The sequence below is a fragment of the Micromonospora sp. R311 genome (assembly GCF_056780015.1).
On record NZ_JBSWCE010000002.1, the window covers coordinates 121,377 to 142,190 of the forward strand.

General features: G+C 74.5%; 23 protein-coding genes. 10 read left to right on the forward strand and 13 right to left on the reverse strand.

Going from position 1 to position 20,814, the window contains the following annotated elements:
- Window positions 1–12: 12 nt before the first annotated feature.
- Window positions 13–981 (forward strand): alpha/beta hydrolase family protein, encoded by a 969-nt coding sequence (locus tag AC1WTP_RS01920; RefSeq protein WP_481647513.1) that lies wholly within the window; start codon window positions 13–15, stop codon window positions 979–981.
- A gap of 21 nt (window positions 982–1,002) precedes the next feature.
- Here AC1WTP_RS01920 and AC1WTP_RS01925 read toward each other — a convergent pair whose 3' ends face one another.
- The 3 genes from AC1WTP_RS01925 to AC1WTP_RS01935 all read right to left on the reverse strand — a co-directional run bounded on the left by AC1WTP_RS01925 (window position 1,003) and on the right by AC1WTP_RS01935 (window position 3,736).
- Window positions 1,003–1,965 (reverse strand): zinc-binding dehydrogenase, encoded by a 963-nt coding sequence (locus tag AC1WTP_RS01925; protein WP_481647514.1) that lies wholly within the window; start codon window positions 1,963–1,965, stop codon window positions 1,003–1,005.
- Window positions 1,966–2,050: 85 nt separating this feature from the next.
- A complete protein-coding gene (locus tag AC1WTP_RS01930; RefSeq protein WP_481647515.1) occupies window positions 2,051–3,229 on the reverse strand; it encodes an NAD(P)-dependent malic enzyme in 1,179 nt (392 codons plus the stop codon).
- A 141-nt stretch (window positions 3,230–3,370) separates the two neighbouring features.
- On the reverse strand, window positions 3,371–3,736 hold the full coding sequence (locus tag AC1WTP_RS01935) for a S24/S26 family peptidase (protein ID WP_481647516.1): 366 nt from the start codon (window positions 3,734–3,736) through the stop codon (window positions 3,371–3,373).
- A 69-nt stretch (window positions 3,737–3,805) separates the two neighbouring features.
- On the opposite strand from AC1WTP_RS01935, the gene sodN reads away from it, so the two are divergent.
- The 3 genes from sodN to AC1WTP_RS01950 are packed head-to-tail and all read left to right on the forward strand — an operon-like array spanning window position 3,806 to window position 4,922.
- A complete protein-coding gene (gene sodN, locus AC1WTP_RS01940) occupies window positions 3,806–4,210 on the forward strand; it encodes a superoxide dismutase, Ni (protein WP_481647517.1) in 405 nt (134 codons plus the stop codon).
- On the forward strand, window positions 4,207–4,482 hold the full coding sequence (locus AC1WTP_RS01945) for a hypothetical protein (protein ID WP_481647518.1): 276 nt from the start codon (window positions 4,207–4,209) through the stop codon (window positions 4,480–4,482). The genes sodN and AC1WTP_RS01945 overlap by 4 nt, the downstream gene beginning before the upstream one ends.
- Before the next feature lie 32 nt (window positions 4,483–4,514).
- Window positions 4,515–4,922: an ATP-binding protein gene (locus AC1WTP_RS01950; protein WP_447134569.1), complete on the forward strand. Its 408-nt coding sequence runs from the start codon at window positions 4,515–4,517 to the stop codon at window positions 4,920–4,922.
- Here the strand turns inward: AC1WTP_RS01950 and AC1WTP_RS01955 are convergent.
- Window positions 4,916–5,368, reverse strand: a complete 453-nt coding sequence (locus tag AC1WTP_RS01955; protein WP_481647519.1) for a hypothetical protein — start codon at window positions 5,366–5,368, stop codon at window positions 4,916–4,918. The two genes, AC1WTP_RS01950 and AC1WTP_RS01955, sit on opposite strands and share 7 nt — an antisense overlap.
- On the opposite strand from AC1WTP_RS01955, the gene AC1WTP_RS01960 reads away from it, so the two are divergent.
- Complete coding sequence (locus AC1WTP_RS01960; protein ID WP_481647520.1) at window positions 5,367–6,317, forward strand: diacylglycerol/lipid kinase family protein; 951 nt, start codon at window positions 5,367–5,369, stop codon at window positions 6,315–6,317. The genes AC1WTP_RS01955 and AC1WTP_RS01960 overlap by 2 nt on opposite strands.
- Window positions 6,318–6,763: 446 nt before the next feature.
- Window positions 6,764–7,021 carry a WhiB family transcriptional regulator gene (locus tag AC1WTP_RS01965; protein ID WP_007072794.1) on the forward strand — a complete coding sequence of 86 codons (258 nt, stop codon included), beginning with the start codon at window positions 6,764–6,766 and terminating at the stop codon, window positions 7,019–7,021.
- Window positions 7,022–7,104: 83 nt separating this feature from the next.
- Here AC1WTP_RS01965 and AC1WTP_RS01970 read toward each other — a convergent pair whose 3' ends face one another.
- Genes AC1WTP_RS01970 through AC1WTP_RS01985 form a run of 4 tightly spaced genes read right to left on the reverse strand, consistent with a single transcriptional unit; the run spans window position 7,105 to window position 10,485 of the window.
- Entirely contained in the window at window positions 7,105–7,875 is a 771-nt protein-coding gene (locus AC1WTP_RS01970; RefSeq protein ID WP_481647521.1) for a sirohydrochlorin chelatase, read from the reverse strand.
- Window positions 7,857–8,618: a phosphoadenylyl-sulfate reductase gene (locus AC1WTP_RS01975; RefSeq protein ID WP_481647522.1), complete on the reverse strand. Its 762-nt coding sequence runs from the start codon at window positions 8,616–8,618 to the stop codon at window positions 7,857–7,859. The genes AC1WTP_RS01970 and AC1WTP_RS01975 overlap by 19 nt, the downstream gene beginning before the upstream one ends.
- Entirely contained in the window at window positions 8,615–8,776 is a 162-nt protein-coding gene (locus tag AC1WTP_RS01980; RefSeq protein ID WP_447134564.1) for a hypothetical protein, read from the reverse strand. Before AC1WTP_RS01980 ends, AC1WTP_RS01975 begins: the two co-directional genes overlap by 4 nt.
- A complete protein-coding gene (locus AC1WTP_RS01985; protein WP_481647523.1) occupies window positions 8,773–10,485 on the reverse strand; it encodes a nitrite/sulfite reductase in 1,713 nt (570 codons plus the stop codon). Before AC1WTP_RS01985 ends, AC1WTP_RS01980 begins: the two co-directional genes overlap by 4 nt.
- A 548-nt stretch (window positions 10,486–11,033) precedes the next feature.
- On the opposite strand from AC1WTP_RS01985, the gene AC1WTP_RS01990 reads away from it, so the two are divergent.
- On the forward strand, window positions 11,034–12,512 hold the full coding sequence (locus AC1WTP_RS01990) for a glycosyltransferase family 39 protein (RefSeq protein WP_481647524.1): 1,479 nt from the start codon (window positions 11,034–11,036) through the stop codon (window positions 12,510–12,512).
- Between the two features lie 31 nt (window positions 12,513–12,543).
- Here AC1WTP_RS01990 and AC1WTP_RS01995 read toward each other — a convergent pair whose 3' ends face one another.
- Both AC1WTP_RS01995 and AC1WTP_RS02000 read right to left on the reverse strand, forming a co-directional pair.
- Window positions 12,544–14,088: a histidine kinase N-terminal domain-containing protein gene (locus tag AC1WTP_RS01995; protein ID WP_481647525.1), complete on the reverse strand. Its 1,545-nt coding sequence runs from the start codon at window positions 14,086–14,088 to the stop codon at window positions 12,544–12,546.
- A gap of 25 nt (window positions 14,089–14,113) precedes the next feature.
- On the reverse strand, window positions 14,114–15,145 hold the full coding sequence (locus tag AC1WTP_RS02000; RefSeq protein ID WP_481647665.1) for an SIS domain-containing protein: 1,032 nt from the start codon (window positions 15,143–15,145) through the stop codon (window positions 14,114–14,116).
- A gap of 188 nt (window positions 15,146–15,333) precedes the next feature.
- On the opposite strand from AC1WTP_RS02000, the gene AC1WTP_RS02005 reads away from it, so the two are divergent.
- Window positions 15,334–17,166: a tetratricopeptide repeat protein gene (locus AC1WTP_RS02005; RefSeq protein WP_481647526.1), complete on the forward strand. Its 1,833-nt coding sequence runs from the start codon at window positions 15,334–15,336 to the stop codon at window positions 17,164–17,166.
- Window positions 17,167–17,288: 122 nt separating this feature from the next.
- Here the strand turns inward: AC1WTP_RS02005 and AC1WTP_RS02010 are convergent, their stop codons facing one another.
- On the reverse strand, window positions 17,289–18,878 hold the full coding sequence (locus tag AC1WTP_RS02010) for an MDR family MFS transporter (protein ID WP_481647527.1): 1,590 nt from the start codon (window positions 18,876–18,878) through the stop codon (window positions 17,289–17,291).
- A gap of 111 nt (window positions 18,879–18,989) precedes the next feature.
- On the opposite strand from AC1WTP_RS02010, the gene AC1WTP_RS02015 reads away from it, so the two are divergent.
- Window positions 18,990–19,553 carry a TetR/AcrR family transcriptional regulator gene (locus AC1WTP_RS02015; protein ID WP_481647528.1) on the forward strand — a complete coding sequence of 188 codons (564 nt, stop codon included), beginning with the start codon at window positions 18,990–18,992 and terminating at the stop codon, window positions 19,551–19,553.
- 75 nt (window positions 19,554–19,628) lie between these two features.
- Here AC1WTP_RS02015 and AC1WTP_RS02020 read toward each other — a convergent pair whose 3' ends face one another.
- Together AC1WTP_RS02020 and AC1WTP_RS02025 are read right to left on the reverse strand one after the other, a co-directional pair.
- The gene (locus AC1WTP_RS02020) at window positions 19,629–20,141 is read right to left on the reverse strand and encodes a GNAT family N-acetyltransferase (protein WP_481647529.1); all 513 of its coding nucleotides are present in this window, start codon (window positions 20,139–20,141) and stop codon (window positions 19,629–19,631) included.
- Window positions 20,138–20,353, reverse strand: coding sequence for a biotin/lipoyl-binding carrier protein (locus AC1WTP_RS02025; RefSeq protein WP_132265803.1), 216 nt, complete (start codon window positions 20,351–20,353; stop codon window positions 20,138–20,140). The genes AC1WTP_RS02020 and AC1WTP_RS02025 overlap by 4 nt, the downstream gene beginning before the upstream one ends.
- A 274-nt stretch (window positions 20,354–20,627) precedes the next feature.
- Between AC1WTP_RS02025 and AC1WTP_RS02030 the strand changes: the two genes are divergently transcribed.
- Window positions 20,628–20,702 (forward strand): 50S ribosomal protein bL37, encoded by a 75-nt coding sequence (locus tag AC1WTP_RS02030; RefSeq protein ID WP_369700219.1) that lies wholly within the window; start codon window positions 20,628–20,630, stop codon window positions 20,700–20,702.
- Window positions 20,703–20,814 lie beyond the last annotated feature (112 nt).

Sequence of the window (20,814 nt, forward strand, 5' to 3'; positions counted from 1 at the left end):
ACAATCGGATTCATGTCGCGTCGCCGCACCCCTGCCCTGCTCGCCTGCGCCCTGCTCACGGCCGGTCTGGTCGGCTGCGCCGGGGACACCCGGCCGGCCGGGCCGCAGACCGTCCCGACCCAGCCCCCGGCGGCGGCCACCCCCGCGCCGCGGGTACCCGCCGGCACCGCGCCGGAGCGGTCCTTCGCGGTGGGCGTACGACAGCTGAAGCTGAACCGCGACGGCGACCGGCCGCTCCCGGTGACCGTCTGGTATCCGGCGGCCGGGACGGCCGGCGGGGAACCGGCCCGCTCCGCGCGGGCCGCCGAGGGCAAGTTCCCGGTGGTGATGTTCAGCCACGGCCTGGGCGGGCGGCCCGCCGACTACGAGACGCTGCTCACCCGGTGGGCGGCGGCCGGGTTCGTGGTCGCCGCGCCGACCTTCCCGCACACCTCCCGGGGCGCCGACGGCAACGTGCTGGACGTGCTCAACCAGCCGGCCGACGTGTCGTACGCGCTGACCCGGGTGCTCGCCCTCGACGGCACGGCGGGTGACCCGCTGCGCGGCCGGCTGGCCACCGAGCGGGTGGCCGCGGCCGGGCACTCGGCGGGCGGGGTGACCACCATCGGCCTGTTCACCGCCGGCCGGGACGAGCGGCTGGACGCCGGCGTGGTGTTCGCCGGCACCGCGCTCGGCGTGGGCACCGCGTTCGCCGGCGCCGCCGCACCGCAGCTGTTCGTGCACGGCGAGGCCGACGAGGTGGTCGGGTACGCCGCCGGCAAGGAGGCGTACGACCGGGTGCCCTGGCCGAAGGCGATGCTGAGCCTGCCGAAGGGCGACCACGGGCGGGCGCTGCTCAGCGACGGGGCCGCGCTGCGGGTGGTGTCGGACACCACGGTCGAGTTCCTGCGCTGGACGCTCTACGGCGACGAGGCCGCCAAGCGGCGCATCCCCACCGGCGCCGCCCGCGGCGACATCGCCACCCTCGACAACCGCCTCTGACCCACCCGCCGGCGGGCCGGATCAGGCGGTGTGGTCGACGACGACCTTGCCGAAGACGTCGCCGGAGTGCAGGCGGGCGAAGGCCTCCTCGACCCGGCTGAACGGGACCACGCTGTCCACCACCGGGCGCACCCGGTGCTCGGCGCAGAAGGCGAGCAGGGCCGCCAGCTCGTCCGGGGTGCCCATCGAGGTGCCCAGGATCTCCAGTTGCATGGCGAAGACCCGGCGCAGGTTGACCTTGGGCTCGTGCCCGGCGGTGGCGCCGGAGACGACGATCCGGGCCATCGGTGCGGCCGACTTCAGCGAGTGGTCGAAGGTGGCCGCGCCGACCGTCTCGATCACCACGTCGACCCGCTCCGGCAGCCGGGCGCCCGGCTCGACGGCGGTCGCGCCCAGTTCGGCGATCCGCTCCCGCTTGGCGGCGTCCCGGCTGGTCGCGTACACCCGCTTGCCCATCGCCGCGGCGAGCGCGACGGCGGCCGTGGCGACGCCGCCGCCGGCGCCCTGGACCAGCACCGCGTCGGCCTCGGCGACCCGGCCCTTGGTGGTGAGCATCCGCCAGGCGGTCAGCCACGCGGTGGGCAGGCAGGCCGCGTCGGTGGCGGCCAGGCCGGCCGGCAGCGGGACCAGGTTCGACCGGGGTACGGCCACCCGCTCGGCGAGGGTGCCGGGGAAGTGCTCGGAGAGGATCGAGACGCCGCGCGGGTCGCCCGGGGTGGGCACCACGGGGTAGACGACCACCTCGGTGCCGTCCGGGCCGACCCCGACGGCGTCGCAGCCGAGGATCATCGGCAACTGGTCGCCGGTGAGCCCGACCCCGCGCAGCGACCACAGGTCGTGGTGGTTCAGGGAACTGGCCCGGACCTGCACGGTGACCCAGTCGTCGTCCGGGTGGCTCGGCTCGGGCCGCTCGCCGACGGTGAGCGCGGCGAGCGGGTCGGCGTCGTCGAGGCGGGAGGCGAAGGCGGCACGCATGATCGGCACGGTAACAAGCGGGGCGGGCCGGAAGAAGGGCCCCGCCCTGTGCGACTGGCGACAGGACGGGGCCCGCATCGGATCGGGCGGGGTGTCAGGCCCGGGCGACACCGTCGCGGCGGGCGGCCTCGGCGACCGCCGCGGCCACCGCGGGGGCGACCCGCGGGTCGAGCGGGGACGGGACGATCGCCTCCGGGGTGAGCGACTCGGCCACCACCTGCGCGATGGCGTCGGCGGCGGCCACCTTCATGCCCTCGGTGATCCGGGTCGCCCGGGCGTCCAGCGCGCCCCGGAACACGCCGGGGAAGGCCAGCACGTTGTTGATCTGGTTGGGGTGGTCGCTGCGGCCGGTGGCCACCACCGCGACGTGCCGCGCGGCCACCTCGGGGTGCACCTCCGGGTTCGGGTTGGCCAGCGCGAAGACGATCCCGCCGGGGGCCATCCCGGCCACCGCGGCCTCCGGGATCTGCCCGCCGGAGACGCCGATCAGCACGTCCGCGTCGCGCAGCGCCTCGGTGATGTCGCCCTGCCGGCCGTCGGCGTTGGTGACCGCGGCCAGTTCGGCCTTGGTGTCGGTCAGGCCGGTGCGGTGCGGGCCGAGGATCCCCTTCGAGTCGCAGACCACCACCCGGGCCGGGTCCACTCCCCCGGCGAGCAGCATCTTCGTCACCGCCACACCGGCCGCGCCGGCGCCGCTGACCGCCACCCGCAGGTCGCCGAGCTTGCGGTTGAGCAGCGTGGCGGCGTTGCGCAGCGCGGCCAGCACGACGATCGCGGTGCCGTGCTGGTCGTCGTGGAAGACCGGGATCGGCAGCGCCTCGTCCAGCCGGCGCTCCACCTCGAAGCAGCGCGGCGCGCTGATGTCCTCCAGGTTGATCCCGCCGAACGAGGGCGCCAACGCCCGCACCACCGCCACGATCTCGTCCACGTCCTGGGTGTCCAGGCAGACCGGTACCGCGTCCACCCCGGCGAACTGCTTGAACAGCACCGCCTTGCCCTCCATCACCGGCAGCGCCGCGCGCGGGCCGATGTTGCCCAGCCCGAGTACGGCCGAGCCGTCGGTGACGACCGCGACGGTGTGCGACACCCAGGTGTAGTCGTCGGCCAGGGTCTCGTCGGCGGCGATCGCCTCGCACACCCGGGCCACCCCGGGGGTGTACGCCAGGGAGAGGTCCTCCCGGCTGGTCAGCGGGACCGTCGAGGTGACGGCCATCTTGCCGCCACGGTGCAGCCGGAAGACGGGATCAGCAGGGTCCACGGTGGACGGTGACATGGTGACTCCAGGATCTGTCGAGCAGATGGACCAGCCGGTCGGGGCGCGTGGTGAGGCGACGAGCGGCGGCGCGCGGTGCGGGGGGTCACCCGGGCACTTTCCGAGCATAGTGTCGCCGGGGCCCCGCCGATGTGAGCAGGGTCATAACAGGCGTCGGGGCAGCCGCCCGGGGCGGGGCCAGTAGCGGGCCACCACCCGGCCGTGCACGTCGGCCACCCCGTACACCCGGGAGTCGTCGGCGACGAACTCGTTGTCCCCGTGCAGCCACCAGCCGCCGTCCTGGGCGCGGGCCGCGCGCTTGATCACGAGCAGGTCGGGACGGCTGCGGAAGACCGCGACCACGACGTCGCCGGGGCGGACCGGCCGGCCGCCCCGGCGGACCAGCACCGCGTCGCCGTGGCGCAGGGTCGGCGCCATGGACGGGCCGCTGACCAGCACGGCCGTCAACGGCCAGCGCGGCCGGCGCGCGGCCGCCGGACGGTCGGCGGGCATCGGTTTCACCTCCACCGGCTTGGGGGAGCCACTCCAGGAGTAATGTCGGCTTGGATCATCGCAAACTTCCCATGGAGGATCCCGATGCGACTTCCACGCATCCTTACGCCCCGCGTGACCGCCAGCGCCCACTGCGACCTGCCGTGCGGCGTGTACGACCCGGCGCAGGCCCGGATCGAGGCCGAGTCGGTCAAAATGATCTGCGAGAAGTACCAGGCGAACACCGACCCGGAGTACCGCACGCGGGCCGTCATCATCAAGGAGCAGCGCGCCGAGCTGGTCAAGCACCACCTGTGGGTGCTCTGGACCGACTACTTCAAGGCGCCCCACTTCGAGAAGTACCCGCAGCTGCACCAGCTGTTCAACGAGGCCACCAAGCTCGCCGGCTCGGGCGGCGTCAAGGGCAGCCTCGACCCGGCCACCGCCGACCAGCTGCTGCAGAAGATCGACGAGATCTCCAAGATCTTCTGGGAGACCAAGAAGGCGTGACCCACGCGGTCCCGCCGACGATCCGGCCGGCACGTCCCGCGGACGTGCCGGCCGTCGTCGCCATGGTGCACGAGTTGGCCGAGTACGAGCGCGCCGCCGACCAGTGCCACCAGCGGCTGGAGTGGTCGATGCTCGACTGGAACCCGGCCGCCGGCTTCTACGCCGCCATCGGCGCCGAGCAGCTGACCGAGTGGGTCCCCTACCGGCTCGACGGCGCCGCCCTGGCCGGTCTCGCGGCCCAGGTGGCCACCCCGACGCAACCCGCCGCCTGAGCGGGTAGAGTCCCCGACCGGGGGGATGAGTGGTGACTCAACTGACCGGCCAGCCGACGACCGACGACGACGTCGTGCACCTCACGGTGCCCGCCGACGGCGGCTACCTCGGGGTGCTGCGCACCGCCACGGCGGGGCTCGCGGCGCGGCTGCAGTTCGCCCTCGACGAGATCGAGGACCTGCGCATCGCGGTCGACGAGGCCTGCGCCATGCTGCTCGCGATCGCCACCCGGGACGCCGAACTCGACTGCCGGTTCGCGGTGACCGAGGACGCGCTCACCGTCGAGGTGACCGTGCCGACCGTGCGCGGTGCCGGGCTGCCCGCCGAGTCCTCCTTCGCCTGGAAGGTGCTCACCGCGCTGACCACCTCGGCGTCGGCGAACGTCACCGACGGGCGGGCCACCATCTCGTTGCTGACCCGGCGCGCCGCGGGCTACTGACCGCCGCCGGGCGCGCCGAAGCCGAGCGCCCGGCTGGTCGGCGGGCTCACCAGCAGCCCGGTCATCCCGACGCCGAGGGCCATCAGCGGCACCCCGAGCCAGCCCATCCCGCCCTGGACCATGAACCAGCCGATCGGCAGCAGCATGAGCTGGAGCACGATCGCCGGCGCCCGGGCGCCGGCCCGGCGGCGGTCCAGCGCGCCGCCCAGGGCCCAGAGCGCGGCGGCGGTGCCGATGGCGAACGCGGTCACCAGCCACGCCGACAACCGGTCGGTGCTGTCGGCGGTGAGGTCGGCCCAGAGCAGCCAGGCGGCGACCAGGCCCACCGCGACAGCCTCGCCCCGCAGCAGCCGGACCGCCCAGCGGAGCGTGACGGGAATCGGGTCGGAGTCGAGCGTCACGCGCGCCACGATACCCGTGCTACTCCGGGGTACAGTGCCGCCCATGCGGGCCGTCCTGGTGGTCAATCCGAAGGCCACCACCACCAGCGAACGCAGCCGGGACGTCCTGGTCCGGGCGCTGCGCAGCGAAGTCGACCTCCACGTGCGGTACACCCGGCGGCGGGGGCACGCGACCGCGCTCGCCCGGGAGGCGGCCGAGGAGGGCGTCGACCTGGTGGTCACCCTCGGTGGTGACGGCACCGTCAACGAGGTGGTGAACGGCCTGATGACGGCCACCCCGCCCACCGTGCCCGCCGCCACCACGCCGGCCGAGCGGCTGCCGGCGCTGGCCACCGTGCCGGGCGGGTCGACCAACGTCTTCGCCCGCGCGCTGGGGCTGCCCCGCGAGTGGCCGGAGGGCACCAGCATGATCCTGGAAGGGCTCCGGCTGGGTCGGCACCGCACGATCGGGCTGGGCCGGGCCGACGACCGCTACTTCACCTTCTGCGCCGGCTTCGGCATCGACGCGGCGGTGATCCACCGGGTGGAGCGGGCCCGCCGCCGGGGCCGGGTCTCCACCCCCGGGCTCTACCTGCGCTCCACGGTGAGCCAGTACTTCGTCGGCTCCGACCGCCGGCACCCGGCGATCAGCCTGGAGCGCCCGGGCGAGCCGGCCGAGAGCGAGCTGGCCACGGTCATCATCCAGAACACGGCGCCCTGGACGTACCTCGGCGACCGGGAGATCAACCCCAACCCGGAGGCGTCGTTCGACCTGGGGCTGGACGTGCTGGCGCTGCGGCGGCTGCGGGTGGCCAGCACCACACGCACGGTGACGCAGTTCTTCTCCCGGCGCCCCGACCCGCACGGCAAGCAGGTGCTGCGGTTGCACGACCTGCCCGAGTTCACCCTGATCGCCAGCCGCCCGCAGGCCTTCCAGCTGGACGGCGACTACCTCGGCGAGCGGGAGAAAGTTAGATTCACATCCGTTCCCGCGGCACTGAGAGTAGTCTGCTAGGTCTCGGGTACTGCCCTAGGTCGACGCGGTTCGCGGCACCGCATCGACGCGGCGCCGCCACACCGAGAGGCAGGTGCCGGAAATGTCAGCAATGTCACGCGGACTGTACTATATTGATCCTCGACTGTGGTACGCCGGGTAACCAGAGTGCTCTGGAACCCGGACAAATGGGTTGTGGGCTTGCTCACCGCGCGGAGTTTTTCCGAGCGGCACCCTTGACATCGCGAGAGTTCGTGAAAGTATTCACAAGCGAACTTGAGTTACCGGGACATTGCCTGGATATGCTCGGCAGGTTGAGCTGTTCCAGCAGGTCCGCGGGGCCAGCAGCCTGCTCACGCACTGCCGAATAGTCGGACGCGAACCGTTACGGCCGGCGCTGCGGATGCATATAGGAAAAGCACCAAAGCAATATCTGCCACCCATCCAGAATGAGGAGTGTTGCCGCCATGGACTGGCGTCACCATGCTGTCTGCCGCGACGAGGACCCGGAGCTGTTCTTCCCGATCGGGACGTCCGGACCGGCTCTCCTGCAGGTCGAGCAGGCCAAGGCCGTCTGCCGGCGCTGCTCCGTGACCGACCAGTGCCTGCAGTGGGCGCTCGAGTCCGGTCAGGACGCTGGCGTCTGGGGCGGGATGAGCGAGGAGGAGCGGCGCGCCGTGAAGCGTCGCGGTGGCCTCCGGGTGCTGCGCGCTCACTCCGCCTGATCCACGCACCAAGCTTCACGCCCCGGCCGGGTTCACCCGCCGGGGCGTTCTGCTGCCCGGGGCACCGCCGGTCGCCGGCGACGTCACGCCGCCCCGGCCATGGCCGGCCGGGCGTCGACCCGGCGCAGGACCAGGTCGGCCAGCTCCGGGGCGTCGGTCAGCGGATCGGCCACCGCCACCGCCCCGGCGTCCCGGGCCGCCGCCGCCACCGCGTCGTGGAACAGCCCCGGTGCCAGGAAGTACGCGGACACCGCCACCCGCCGGGCGCCGCCGAGCCGTAGCCGGGCCACCGCCGAGGCGGTGTCCGGAGGGGCCGCCGAGGCGTACGACACCCGGGTCGGCACGCCGAGCCGGTCACCCAGCGCGGCGGCCACCCGGCCCACCGAGCACCGGGCCGCCGCGTCGCGGGTGCCCGCCGCCGCCAGCACCAGCGCGTCGAACCGCCCCGGCCCGGCCTCGCCCAGCCGCCGGCCGAGGGCCGCCAGCAGACCACCGTCCACCTCGCCGTGAGCCGGGCCGAGCACGTCGGTCACCCGCACCGCCATGGGCGGGCCGGCCTCCCGGGCGGCCGCGACCGCCGCCGGGATGTCCACCCGCCGGTGGTACGCGGCGGTGAGCAGCAGCGGCACCAGCACCGCCCGGGGATGCCCGGCGGACGCCAGCGACCGGAGCAGCTCGGTCGGCCCCGGCTGCGTGTGGTCCAGCCAGCTGGCCAGCACCGGGGTGCCGGGCCGGGCGGCCGACACCGCCCGGACCAGCGCCCGGGTCGCCGTGGCAGCCCGCGGATCACGGCTGCCGTGCGCGACCAGGACCACGGGGTCGGCACCCGAGCCGGTCAGACGTGCAGCCCGCACTCGGTCTTCTCGAACATCGCCCAGCGGCCGGCCCGCGGGTCCTCCCCCGCCTTGCTGCGCCGGGTGCAGGGCCAGCAGCCGATCGAGCCGTAGCCCCGCTTGAACAGCTCGTTGACCGGCACGTTCCAGCGGGCGACGTAGGCGTCCACGTCGGCCTGCGTCCAGGCCGCGATCGGGTTCACCTTCACCCTGCCGCGCCGGGCGTCGAAGGTCACCACCGGCGTGTTCGCCCGGGTCGGCGACTCGTCCCGGCGCAGGCCGGCGGCCCAGGCGTCGTAGCCCGACAGGGCCCGCTCCAGCGGCTCCACCTTCCGCAGCTGGCAGCAGTCGTCCGGGGACCGGTTGAACAGCCGCGGGCCGTACTCGCCGTCCTGCTGGCCGACGGTCAGCCGGGGACGGATCGACCGCACGTTCACCGGCAGCGTCCGGGCCACCTCGTCGCGGACCCGCAGCGTCTCGGGGAAGTGCAGCCCGGTGTCGAGGAAGACCACGTCCACCCCGGGCGCGACCCGGGAGACCAGGTGGGCCAGCACGGCGTCGGCCATCGAGCTGGTCACGCAGAACCGGTCGCCGAAGGTCTCCGCCGCCCACCGGGCGATCTCCAGGGCGGGCGCCCCCTCCAGCTCCCGGCCGGCCCGCTCGGCCAGCGCGCGCAGCTCGTCGGGGTCCCGCCGGGCCGCGTCCGCCGGCCGCGGGCCACCGACGCCGACCAGTCCGAGGTTCGCCGCGGACACCAGGCTCATCGGGTCACCGCCGTCGACAGCAGGCCGGTGAACCGGACCGTGAACACCCGGGCGCAGGCGTGGCACTCCCAGGCGCCGTGCCCCTCCTCGCTCGGCCGCAGGTCCTCCTCGCCGCAGTATGGGCAGTACAGGGGTGCCGCTCGGTGCTCGCTGCTCATCGCAGTTCCTCCTCGTCGACTCTGATCACCCACTGGGCGAACGCCTCGCCCTCGTGCCGGCCGGCCAGGTAGCGGCGGGCCAGCCGTTCCACGTACGCCGGAAGCTCCTCGGCGGTGGTCTTGAGACCGCGCAGCTTGCGCCCGAAGCCGGCGGTCCGCCCCTCGGCCATGCCGAGGCCGCCGCCGAGGTGCACCTGGAAGCCCTCCACCTGCCGGCCGTCCGGGCCGACCACCAGCTGTCCCTTCAGCCCGATGTCGGCGACCTGGGTGCGGGCGCAGGCATTCGGGCAGCCGTTGAGGTGGATGGAGATGTCCGCGTCGAAGTCGCGCAGCCGCTCCTCCAGCCGGGCCACCAGCTCCTCGCCGCGGGCCTTGGTCTCGACGATGGCGAGCTTGCAGTACTCGATGCCGGTGCAGGCCATGGTGCCGCGCCGCCAGGCCGACGGGCGGGCCTCCAGGCCGATCTCCCGCAGCGCGCCGACCAGCGACTCGGTCCGCTCCGCCGGCACGTCCAGCACCAGCAGCTTCTGGTACGGGGTGAGCCGGATCCGGCCGCTGCCGTGCGCCTCGACCACGTCGGCGAGCCGGGCGAGCTGCGTGCCGGAGACCCGGCCGACCACCGGGGCGGCGCCGACGTAGTGCCGGCCGTCGTGCTGGCGGTGCACGCCGATGTGGTCGACCGGCTTCTCCGGCAGCTCCGGGGCGGGACCGTCCAGCAGGGCCCGGCCGAGGTACTCCTTCTCCAGCACCTCGCGGAACTTCTCCACGCCCCAGTCGGCGACCAGGAACTTCAGCCGGGCCCGGTTGCGCAGCCGGCGGTAGCCGTAGTCGCGGAAGATGCCCACCACGCCGGCCCAGACGTCCGGGACCTCGGCCAGCGGCACCCACACCCCGAGCCGCCTGGCCAGCATCGGGTTGGTGGAGAGGCCGCCGCCGACCCAGACGTCGAAGCCGGGGCCGTGGTCGGGGTGGTCGACGCCGAGGAAGGCGACGTCGTTCGCCTCGTACGGGGTGTCGACCAGCCAGGAGATCGAGGTCTTGAACTTGCGCGGCAGGTTGGAGAACTCCGGGTTGCCGACGTACCGGCGGACGATCTCGTCGATCGCCGGGGTCGGGTCGACCAGTTCGGTCTCGGCCACGCCGGCGACCGGGCTGCCGAGCACGATCCGCGGGCAGTCCCCGCACGCCTCGGTGGTCTGCAGGCCCACCGACTCCAGCCGGCGCCAGATCTCCGGCATGTCCTCGACCCGGATCCAGTGGTACTGGATGTTCTGCCGGTCGGTGATGTCGGCGGTGTCCCGGGCGAACTCCCGGGAGATCTCGGCGACGGTGCGCAGCTGGGCGAGGTCGAGCTGGCCGCCGTCGACCCGCACCCGGAGCATGAAGTGCTCGTCCTCCAGCTCGTGCGGCTCCAGCACGGCGGTGCGCCCGCCGTCGATGCCGGCCTTGCGCTGGGTGTAGAGCCCCCACCAGCGGAACCGGCCGCGCAGGTCGGCCGGGTCGATGGAGGCGAAGCCCCGGTGGGCGTAGATGTTCTCGATCCGGGCCCGCACGTTCAGCGGGTCGTCGTCCTTCTTGATCCGCTCGTTGGCGTTGAGCGGCTCACGGTGACCGAGCGCCCACTGGCCCTCGCCGCGCGGCCGGCGGGGGGCCCGGGCGGGTCGCGCCGTCGGGTCCCCGGGCCGGGCCGGGATGCTGCTGACCGCCATCGCGGCGTCCTCCGTTGTCTGCAATGCCTCGGTGGGAGCGCGGGACGCGGCGGCCGGCCCGTGGGTAGGGGCCGTGGACGGCATTGTCGGAGACGGCCGGCGCGGAAGCGCGCCCGAGACGGATGGGTCGGGCGTCGTCAGTGGGCCGGACAGATCGCGCTGCGCACGCGGCCGTAGTCGACGTGGCGGCGGGCCACGAAGCGGCGGACGACAGCGGCGGTCATGGGCTCATGCTGCCACACCCCCGGGGGGCCGACCAATGAGCGCGTGCGGGATCCCACATCACGGGCTGGCACCACCGGCCGACCGCTCCGCACCCACCACCGCGCCACTCCCCCGGCCATGTGCCCTCCGACCCGAGGCGACAACGTCCGGGAAGTAGCGGCCACCGCACCTGTCACAGGCCACTACTTCACCGAAGTTGCGCTGCCCTGAAGATGCCCGGTCTCCGGACGGGCGCGGGGCGGGCCGGATCCGGGGCGTGCGGGGGGTGGGGGTGTGGGAGGCTCGGGCTCGTGGGCAGATTGTCCAAAAAGTGGCGATCCCGCGTGGTCGATGCGAAGCGCGAGCGCCGCCGGCCGGAACGCTCCGGCCGACCCCTGCCGGTCTGGCCGTGGCCGGCGCTGCTGACCCTGTTGGCGACCGCCACCGGGATCGACCGGGCCCAACCGTGGCGGGACGAGCTGGCCACCTGGAGTGCGGCCACCCGGTCGGTGGGCGACCTGGTCCGGCTGGCCGGCACCATCGACGCCGCGACCGGTCCGTACTACCTGCTCATGCACGGCTGGCTGGCGGTCTTCGGCGACTCGGTGACCGCGCTGCGACTGCCCGCCGCACTGGCCATGGCCGCCACGGCCGGGCTGACCGCGCTCCTCGGCCGGCGGCTGGTCGACGCGCGCACCGGCCTGCTCGCCGGCCTGCTCTTCGCGGTGCTCCCCGCCACCTCCCGGTACGGCCAGGAGGCCCGCCCGTACGCGCTGGCCACGTTCTTCGCGGTGCTGGCGACGCTGTTGCTGGTCGAGGCGGTGCGCCGGCCCGGGTGGGCGCGCTGGGCCGGGTACGCCGCCGCGGTGGCCGCACTCGGGTTGACCCACCTGATCGCCCTCACCCTGGTGGCCGCGCACGCGGTCGCGGTGCTCGCCGCCGGCCGCGCCCCCGGCGCGGGTGGCCGGGGCGCGGCCGGGAGCCGGCGCCGTCCACTGTGCTGGCTGCTCGCCCTGGTGCCGGCCGCGTTGCTGGTGACCCCGCTGGTCCTGGTCGCCGTCGGGCAGCGGTCCCGGCAGCTGGACTGGGTGGACACCGCCCGGCCCGAGGACCTGGCGGCGCTGCCCGGCGGGGTGGCGCAGAGCGGCGTCGTGGGCGGGCTGCTGGTCGGCCTCGCCGCGCTCGGGGCGGCCCGGCTGGGCCGGCGCGCCCTGCTGCCCGGGTGTGCGGTGCTGCTGCCGGTGCTGCTGGTCTTCGCCGCCGGCCTCGCGGTGCCCCTCTGGGTGCCCCGGTACCTGGTCTTCGTCGTGCCGTTCGGCTGCCTGCTGGCGGGGGCGGCGCTGGCCACGGTGCGGCTGCCCGCCGCGCTGGCCGTGGTGGCGCTCGCCGGGCTGCTCGGCCTGCCGGACCAGGCGGCACTGCGCAGGACCCACGAGTGGCCGCGCAGCGCACCGGTCGACTACCGGGGTGCCGCCCGGGTGATCGCGGCACAGCAACGCCCCGGCGACGTGGTCGTCTACTCACCCCGGGAGAGCTGGCTCTTCCTCGACCTCGGTCTCGCCTACCACCTCGGCGACCGGCGCCCCGACGACGTGCTGGTCACGCGGGACCAGGCCCGCCGGGGTGACCTGTGGGCGGCCGAGTGCGCCCGGCCGGCGGAGTGCCTGGCCGGCGCGGAGCGGGTCTGGCTGGTGGTGGCCGGACGCCGGGCCGACCCGGTGGCCGCCGTGCCGGGCGCGAAGGGGGACGCGCTGCGGGGCGGCTTCAGCGTCGAGCAGGTCTGGCCGCGCCACGGCCTCACCGTCGCCCTGCTCACCCGCTGACCGGACGCTCCGGGCGCTCGCCGACGGCGGCTCAGCCGGGGGAACGGGGGGCGCTGCGGGCCAGCGGGACGACCAGCACCGCCTCGGTGCCGCCCTGCGCGCCGTCGCGCAGCTCGATCGTGCCGCGCAGCTCGCCGGTGACCAGCGCCCGGACGATCTGCAGCCCGAGCCGCCCGCTCTGCTCGGCGTCGAACCCGGGCGGCAGTCCACGCCCGTTGTCGGTGACCGAGACGTGCAGCTGCTTGCGGAACCGGTGCGCCGAGACCACCACCTCGGGCGCGGCCACCGGGGCCGGCGCCTCCGCCCCGTCTGCCGTTTCGGCCGGGAAGCCGTGCTCGACGGCGTTGAGCAGCAGCTCGTTGAGGACCATCACCAGCGAGGTGGCGATCTCCGCGGGCAGCACCCCGAAGCTGCCCCTGCGCCGCATGCCGACCGTCGACTCGGCCGCCGCCACCTCGGTGGCCGCGCTGGCCACCCGGTCGACGATGCCGTCGAACTCGACCGCCTCGTCGCTGGACATGGAGAGCGTCTCGTGCACCAGCGCGATCGAGGCGACCCGGCGTACGGACTCCTCCAGGGCGACCCGGGCCTCGGGCATGGCCACCCGGCGGGCCTGCAACCGCAGCAGCGCGGCGACCGTCTGGAGGTTGTTCTTCACCCGGTGGTGGATCTCCCGGATGGTGGCGTCCTTGGTGATCAGGGCCCGGTCGCGGCGGCGTACCTCGGTGATGTCGCGGACCAGCACCAGCGCGCCGATCGGCACCCCGGCGGGCATCAGCGGCAGCGCCCGGGTGAGCATGGTCGCGCCCCGGGCGTCGATCTCCCGGCGGGGTGGCGCCTCGCCGCGCAGCGCGGCCAGGATGCCGTTCGCGGCGTCGGTGCCCTCCAGCGGGTCGCCGGCCAGCCGGCGGTGCAGCGCCGGCAGGTCCTCCCCCACCAGGTGCGAGGCGTAGCCCAGCCGCCGGTACGCGGACTGCGCGTTCGGGCTGGCGTAGGTGACCTTGCCGTTGGCGTCCAGCCGGACCAGCCCGTCACCCACCCGGGGCGCGGACGTGGTCTCGCCCGGATGCCGGGGCGGCGGGAAGGTGCCGTCGGCGATCATCTGGGCCAGGTCGTCGGCGGTGGTGAGGTAGTTCAGCTCCAACTGGCTGGGGGTACGCGCGGTGGAGAGGTTGGTGTCCCGGCCCACCACGGCCACCACCTCGCCGGCCTCCCCGCCGGCGGTGCGCAGCCGGACCGGGATCGCCTCGTGCCGGGCCGGCACGTCGCCGTACCAGACCGGGTCGCCCTCCCGCCAGATCCGGCCCTGCCGGTAGGCCACCTCCAGGTGCGCCACCTCCGGCCCGCCGACGATCCGCCCCACCTGGTCGTCGAGGTACGCGGTGGGCGCGGTCGTCGGCCGGACCTGGGCCACGCAGAGGTAGGTCCCGTCACCGTCCACCGGCACCCAGAGCAGCAGGTCGGCGAAGGACAGGTCGGAGAGCAACTGCCAGTCGCCGGCGATCCGGTGCAGGTGGTCGATGTCGGCCGGGCGGAGGCGGGTGTGCTCCTCGGCGAGGTCGCGCAGCGTGGACACGCTGACCAGCGTGCCACGCCGCGGCTCACATCGTCGCGGTGACCTTCTTGAGCCCCCGGGGGGCGTCCGGGTCCTCGCCCCGGGCCAGTGCCAGCGCCAGGGCCAGCCGCTGCAGGGGCAGGATGTCCAGCAGCGGGGCGTACCGCTCGTCGACCTCCGGGACGGCGATCCGGGTGGCGCCGTCGACATCGGCCGAGCCGACCACCACCACGTCGGCGCGGCGCTCGCCGAGCCGGGGCAGCACCTCGCCCATCGACCGGCCGCCCGGCCCGGTGCCGACCACGGCCAGCACCGGCACGTCCGGGTCGGTCATCGCCAGCGGGCCGTGCAGCAGGTCGGCGCCGGAGAAGGCGAGCGCCGGCAGGTAGGAGGTCTCCATCAGCTTCAGCGCCGCCTCCCGCGCGGTCGGGTACGCGTACCCGCGGCCGGTGGTGACCAGCTGGGCGGCGAACCGGTAGCGCGGCGCGAGCTGGGCCGCGGTGGGGTCCTCCAGGGTGCGGGCGGCCAACTCGGGCAGGGCGGCCAGCGCCGCCCGCTCGGCGGTGGGCAGCGCCCCGTCGCCGGCGCGGATCCCCTCCACCAGCATCAGCAGGGCGAGCAGTTCGGCGGTGTACGTCTTGGTGGCGGCCACCGCCCGCTCGTGCCCGGCGGCGATGTCGACGCTGAGCTCGGCGACGCCGGCCAGCGGGGAGTCCGGCGCGTTGGTGACCGCGAGGGTGAGCGCGCCGGAGGCGCGGGCCGCCCGGAGCACCTCGGTGAGGTCGGGCGAGCCGCCGCTCTGGCTGACCCCGACCACCAGCGCGTCGGAGAGGTCGGGCCGGGCGCCGTAGACGGTGACGGCGCTGGGCGAGGCGAGGCCGGCGGGCAGGCCGAGCCGGATCTCGGTCAGGTACGCCCCGTAGAGCGCGGCGTGGTCGGAGGTGCCCCGGGCGGTGAACACCACGTGCCGGGGCCGACGCTCGGCGATCACGGCCGCCACCCGGGCGATCGGCCCGGCGTGTTCGGCGGAGAGCAACCGGTCGTAGCCGGCCGGCTGCTCGTCGATGTCGGCGGCCATCCCGGCCCCTGCACGCGTCACGGAAGCTCCTCCCACTGCGCGTTTGCCGCGCGTTCGCTGCTCAGCCTTGCACGTTTGATCTGGTCTGAGCAATGTAACGAGCACAAGTGCGCAGTCGATCACCACCCCGGTCCAACATCACCTAGGCTTGCCCGACCTCACCGAGCAGAAACGACCGAGAGGACGCCGTGTCCGAGGACGACCGCCCGTTACCCGCGGCGGAGGAGTTGGCCCTGGCCCGGCTGGCGCTGGAGGCCGGCGACCTGCCGCACGCCGCCAGCCACCTCGCCGGCGCGCTGGCGCAGGCGCCGACCCTGCCCGAGGTGCACGAGATCCTGGCCCGGTTGGCGGCGGCCAGCGGGGACGGCGGCGTCGAACTCTTCCCGCTCGGCCACCGCGCGTTCGTCGGCGCCGTGGTCGCCCGCGCCCACCTGCTCGCCGCCGCCGGGCGGCCGGCCGAGGGACTGGACCTGCTCGTCGCGGCCACCGGCCACGTGCCGGGCACGGACTGGGCCGGGGTGCCCTGGGTGACCGCGCCGGAGCTGGCCGAACGGCTCGAGCCGGAGCGGACCGCCCGGATCCTCATGCAGGTCTGCGCCGTCGTCCCCGACCCGGTGCCGCGGGCCGGCCGGCCGGCGCTGGCGCCGTACCTGACGCTGGCCCGCAACGCGGTCACCGTGCACCCCGAGCACGCCCTGCTGCTGGGCGCGGCGTCCGCGCTGGCCCGGCGCCTCGACGAGATCGCGCTGGCGATCCGCTGGGCCGCCCGCGGGGTACGCGCGCAGCCGTCGAAGATCGGCGAGGTCTGGCTCGGGTACGCGTACCGCAGCGCGGGGCGCACCCGGGAGGCGCTGGCGGCGCTCCGCCGCGCGGTCGAGCACGACCCCGACGACCTCGCCGTGTACGCGGACATCGCCGGCACGCTGGCCGACAACGGCCGGCTCGACGAGGCGCTGGACTGGATCGACCGGGCCCTGGCCCGCGACCCCACCTTCGACTGCGCGGTGCACACCGCGCACCGGCTGCGGTTCCAGCGCGACGGCGACGTGGCGCACCTGGTCGGGCTCGCCGACTTCGTCCGCGAGCACCCGGACGACTCGCACGAGCACGCCGACCTGGCCGAGTGCTGCCGGAGCCGGCCCTGGCTGGGCCAGGTCACCCCGGCCGGCGGGGCGGTGGTCGACGCGCTGCGGCTGGCCCTCGCCGGCGACCCGGGCGGCCTCGGAGCCGCCGTACGGCTGGACGCGCCGGCGCCGCCGAGCGCGATGCGTACCGTCGCGACGGCCGCGCCGGGGTTGCGGGTCGAGGTGGCCGACGTGGCCGACCCGGACCCGCGCGAGCCACGGCGGGCCGACACCCGGCAGCTCTGGCGCTACGAGGGCAGCACCGCCGCGCCCGCGGTGCCGGCGCCCGCGGCGGAGGCGGCGGAGCGGCTCGCGCAGCTGGCCCACCCGGCCTGGCCGCACCCGCCGGCGGCGTACGACGCGGCGGTCGGCCTGGCCACCCTCGACCTGGCCGACCTGCTCGGCCTGCTGGTGCACCCGCCCGACCCGCCGCCCACCGCGCTGGGCCGGGTGCTGGGCGGCCAGGACCCGTCGCTCTGGGTACGCTGCGTGCAGGTGTGGGCCTGCCTGGGGCTGCTGCACCACCGCACCGACGAGCCGTGGGCGGAGTCCACCCGGCGCCGGGTGCTGCTCGACCTGGTCTGGGGCGTCGAGGACTGGATCACCGAGGCGGCGCTGTTCGCCCTGGTCACCGCCGCCTGGGTGGACCCGTCCGTCCGCCCGGACGTGGCGGGGGTGGTGGCCGAGCGGCTGGCCGACGTGGCGGCGGTGGCCCGGATCCGCCCGGTGCCGATCGCCACCTCGCTGGCCCACCTGGCTCTGGCCACCCCGGCGCTGGACCGGGAGACCACCGCCCTCGCCGCCGGCCTGCTCCGCACCGGGATCGCCGTCCCCCGCCCGCGCAACCCGCTGCACCGCCTCTGGCGCCGCCTCACCCGATCCCTCCACCACCCCTGACCCACCCCGCCCACCCCCCGGCCCCGGTTGGGTTGATCATGGAGCTTGCGTCACCCGGATGACGGTCTGACGCAAGCTTCATGATCACCGGGGTGGACGGGGGCCGGGTGGGGGGTGGGGGGTTAGGCGACGGGGGCCTTGCCGAGGGCGGTCTCGGCCTGGTCGTCGCCGGCGCCCTGGGGTGCGGGGGGCTCGTTGGCCGTGCGCAGCGGGATCTCCTTGATGAACCAGGCCAGCACCGGCACCGCCACGGTGAACAGCACCGCCCACCAGAAGACGTGCGAGATGGCGTCGGCGAGCCCGCCGAGCACCGCCTCCCGGGCCTGTGCCGGCAACTCCCTGAGCTTCGCCAGGTCCATCCCGGCGCCGGCCTCGCCTCCGCCGGTGAACGCGCCGCCGGCCGCGGAGTCGGCCAGCCGGTTGGCGAAGATCGCGCCGAACAGCGAGATGCCGAACGAGCCGCCGATCGAGCGGAAGAAGGTGGCCGCGCCGCTGGCCGCGCCGAGGTCCTTCTGCTCCACGCTGTTCTGCGCGATGAGCATCGAGGTCTGCATCAGGAAGCCCATGCCGACGCCGAGCACGACCATGTAGAGCGAGGACTCCACCTTGCCGGTGCGCACGTCGAGCAGGGTCAGCAGGGCCATGCCCGCGGTCATCACCACACCGCCGACGATCGGGTAGATCCGGTAGCGCCCGGTCCTGGTGATCGCCCGGCCGATCAGCAGCGAGACCACCAGCATGCCGAACATCAGCGGGAGCAGCAGCAGCCCGGAGTTGGTCGCCGAGGCGCCCTGCACGGTCTGCTGGTACAGCGGCAGGAAGTTCATCGCGCCGAACATCGCGAAGCCGAGCAGGAAGCCGATCACCGAGATCAGCGCGAAGTTGCGGTTGGCGAAGAGCCCGAGCGGCAGGATCGGCTCGGCCGCCCGCCGCTCGACCAGGCCGAAGGCCGCCAGCGCGACCACGGCGAGCGCGGCCAGGCCGAGGATCTGCGGCGAGACCCAGTCGTAGGAGTTGCCGCCCCAGGTGGTGATGAGCACGATCGCGGTGATGCCGGCCGACAGCAGCCCGGCGCCGAGCCAGTCGATCCGGTGCTCGGTGCGGTACTTCGGCAGGTGCATGGTGGTGGCGAGGACCAGCAGCGCGACGCCGCCCAGCGGCAGGTTCACGTAGAACGCCCAGCGCCAGGAGAGGTGGTCGGTGATGAAGCCGCCGACCAGCGGGCCGGCCACCATGGCGATGGCCATGATGCCGGCGATCATGCCCTGGTAGCGGCCCCGCTCCCGGGGTGGCACCAGGTCGCCGATGATCGCCATCACGCCGACCATCAGGCCGCCCGCCCCGAGGCCCTGGACCGCCCGGAAGGCGATCAGCTCGACCATGCCGTCGCCCGGCCCGCCGAGGAGGTCGGAGCCGGCCATGCCGCAGAGCGCCGAGCCGACCAGGAAGATCACCACGGAGGTGAGGAAGACCGACTTGCGGCCGTAGAGATCACCGAGCTTGCCCCAGATCGGGGTGGAGACGGTGGTGCCCAGCACGTACGCGGTGACCACCCAGGTGAAGTGGTCCAGCCCGCCGAATTCGCCCACGATCCGCGGCAACGCGGTGCTGACGATCATGTTGTCGAGCATCGCCAGCATCATGGCGATCATCAGGCCGGAGAGCACGACCCGCACGTTGGGTCGCGGCACGGCCTGGGCTGCCTGAGTCATGGGTAAGCTCCCCCCGAGAAGTTGCACACTTACTTGCCGCCCGGCTAGTTACCTTACTAGCCGGACGGTAAGTTGGGTACGAGAGCCGGTCAAGCGGATTGGGGTGTCTGGGTGAGGGAGAGCACAGGCGGCACGCGGGAGCGGATCAAGGCCGTCGCGCTGGAGCTCTTCACCGAGCAGGGGTACGAGAAGACCTCGCTGCGGGAGATCGCCGAGCGGCTCAACGTGACCAAGGCGGCGCTCTACTACCACTTCAAGAGCAAGGACGAGATCGTCACCAGCTTCGTCGAGGACCGGCTGGAGCAGATCGACGCTCTCATCTCCTGGGCCGAGGCGCAGCCCGCCACGGTGGAGACCCGGCGCACCCTGATCGCCCGCTACGCCGACGCGATGTTCGCCAGCGAGCAGCCCTCGGTGATGCGCTTCTTCGAGCAGAACCAGACCGTGCTCAAGAGCCTCTCCGCCGGGCAGCAGATGCGCGGCCGGATGCTGAAGCTGGCCGAGGCGCTCTTCCGGGGTGACGACTCACCGGAGGCCCAGCTGCGCGCGGCACTGTCGCTCTTCGCCGTGCACAGCAGCTGGTTCGCCGTCCGGACCCCGGGCATCAGCGACGAGGAGCGGCGCCGGATCGCGCTGAAGGTGGCCGACGAGCTGCTCGCCGCGATCGGCCGGTAGCCCGGACCCATCCGGGGCCACGGCCGGCGCACTCGGCTTGCGGGCGCGGCCGGCCGGGCGGGCGGTGGGGCCGGATCAGCCGGCCGGGGTGAGGTCGAGGCGCAGGCCGTGCAGCTCCACGCCGGCCACCGGTGACCAGTCCAGCTCCGGAATACGGACGAAGCCGCGCCGCTGGTAGAGGCGGTGGGCCGCGGTGGCGAAGCCGCTGCGGACACAGATCACCACGGCCGTGCAGCCCAGCTCGGTGGCGCGCGCCACGCAGGCGTCGACCAGGGCGGCCCCCACACCCCGCCCCTGGGCGGCCGGGTCCACGGCCAGCATCCGGAACTCCGCCTCGCCGGCGGCGGAGAGCTCGGCGTACCGGGTGCCGGGCAGTACGAAGGTCACCGAGCCGAGCGCCTCGCCGGTGGCCTCGTCGACGGCGACCAGCACCTCCCCGTGCTCGGCCCGGGTCGCCACGTCGGCGAGCGTGGCGGCGTAACCGTGCTCGCCCTTGAGCTGCCCGTCGGCCTCGTACGCGGCCACCGTCAGCCGGGCCACCGCCGCGAAGTCGGCCGGGGTGGCCCGGCGGACCAGCAGGCCGGTCAATCGATCACCGCGATCAGGTCGCCGTCCTGCACCACGTCACCCTCGTTCACGGCGAGCTGGCGGACGACGCCGTCGGACTCGGCCACGACCGGGATCTCCATCTTCATCGACTCCAGGATCACCAGGGTGTCCCCCTCGGACACGGTGTCCCCGGTCGACGCGACGACCTTCCAGACGTTCGCCACCATCTCGGCGCGGATCTCCTCGGCCATCTGCCCGGCCCTCCCTCTCGCGGTTACCTGCCGACGTATCCAATCATGTGGCGGGGCGCCGGCGGGCGGGGAGCGGCGGCACCAGCCCGCATTCCACTCCGGATCGCCGCCGGCCCGGCCACGCGGCCGGCGCCCGCCGGTTCCGGCCCGGCGACGGCCGCGGGTGCCCGCGGCACTAGCATCAGCAGGTCGGACCGGGCGCCGGGCGGACCGGTGCGCGCACCGGCGCCGGGATCGTGCGCAGGCGGATCCGGCCCATCACGAGGAGGTCACCATGGCGAAGAAGGCCCGCAAGAAGAAGGCCCGCAAGAAGAGCGGCGCGAACCACGGCAAGCGCCCCAACTCCTGAGGCGGCGTGCCGGACGACGTCCGGCGTGGCACCGCCCCGGCCCTGGCGCCGGAGACACCGGTGGCCCGGGTCGAGACCGACCCGGGCCACCGGTGTTTCGTCATCCGGCCGC

What these genes read in the sequence shown, in the direction of transcription:
- AC1WTP_RS01960 (WP_481647520.1), top strand. Translation starts at nt 5,367, where the DNA reads ATGCGGGCCGTCCTGGTGGTCAATCCGAAGGCCACCACCACCAGCGAA.
- sodN (WP_481647517.1), top strand. Translation starts at nt 3,806, where the DNA reads ATGCGACTTCCACGCATCCTTACGCCCCGCGTGACCGCCAGCGCCCAC.
- AC1WTP_RS01980 (WP_447134564.1), bottom strand. Translation starts at nt 8,776, where the DNA reads ATGAGCAGCGAGCACCGAGCGGCACCCCTGTACTGCCCATACTGCGGC.
- AC1WTP_RS01965 (WP_007072794.1), top strand. Translation starts at nt 6,764, where the DNA reads ATGGACTGGCGTCACCATGCTGTCTGCCGCGACGAGGACCCGGAGCTG.
- AC1WTP_RS02010 (WP_481647527.1), bottom strand. Translation starts at nt 18,878, where the DNA reads ATGACTCAGGCAGCCCAGGCCGTGCCGCGACCCAACGTGCGGGTCGTG.
- AC1WTP_RS01920 (WP_481647513.1), top strand. Translation starts at nt 13, where the DNA reads ATGTCGCGTCGCCGCACCCCTGCCCTGCTCGCCTGCGCCCTGCTCACG.
- AC1WTP_RS01975 (WP_481647522.1), bottom strand. Translation starts at nt 8,618, where the DNA reads ATGAGCCTGGTGTCCGCGGCGAACCTCGGACTGGTCGGCGTCGGTGGC.
- AC1WTP_RS01930 (WP_481647515.1), bottom strand. Translation starts at nt 3,229, where the DNA reads ATGTCACCGTCCACCGTGGACCCTGCTGATCCCGTCTTCCGGCTGCAC.
- AC1WTP_RS01985 (WP_481647523.1), bottom strand. Translation starts at nt 10,485, where the DNA reads ATGGCGGTCAGCAGCATCCCGGCCCGGCCCGGGGACCCGACGGCGCGA.
- AC1WTP_RS02000 (WP_481647665.1), bottom strand. Translation starts at nt 15,145, where the DNA reads ATGGCCGCCGACATCGACGAGCAGCCGGCCGGCTACGACCGGTTGCTC.
- AC1WTP_RS01955 (WP_481647519.1), bottom strand. Translation starts at nt 5,368, where the DNA reads ATGGGCGGCACTGTACCCCGGAGTAGCACGGGTATCGTGGCGCGCGTG.
- AC1WTP_RS02025 (WP_132265803.1), bottom strand. Translation starts at nt 20,353, where the DNA reads ATGGCCGAGGAGATCCGCGCCGAGATGGTGGCGAACGTCTGGAAGGTC.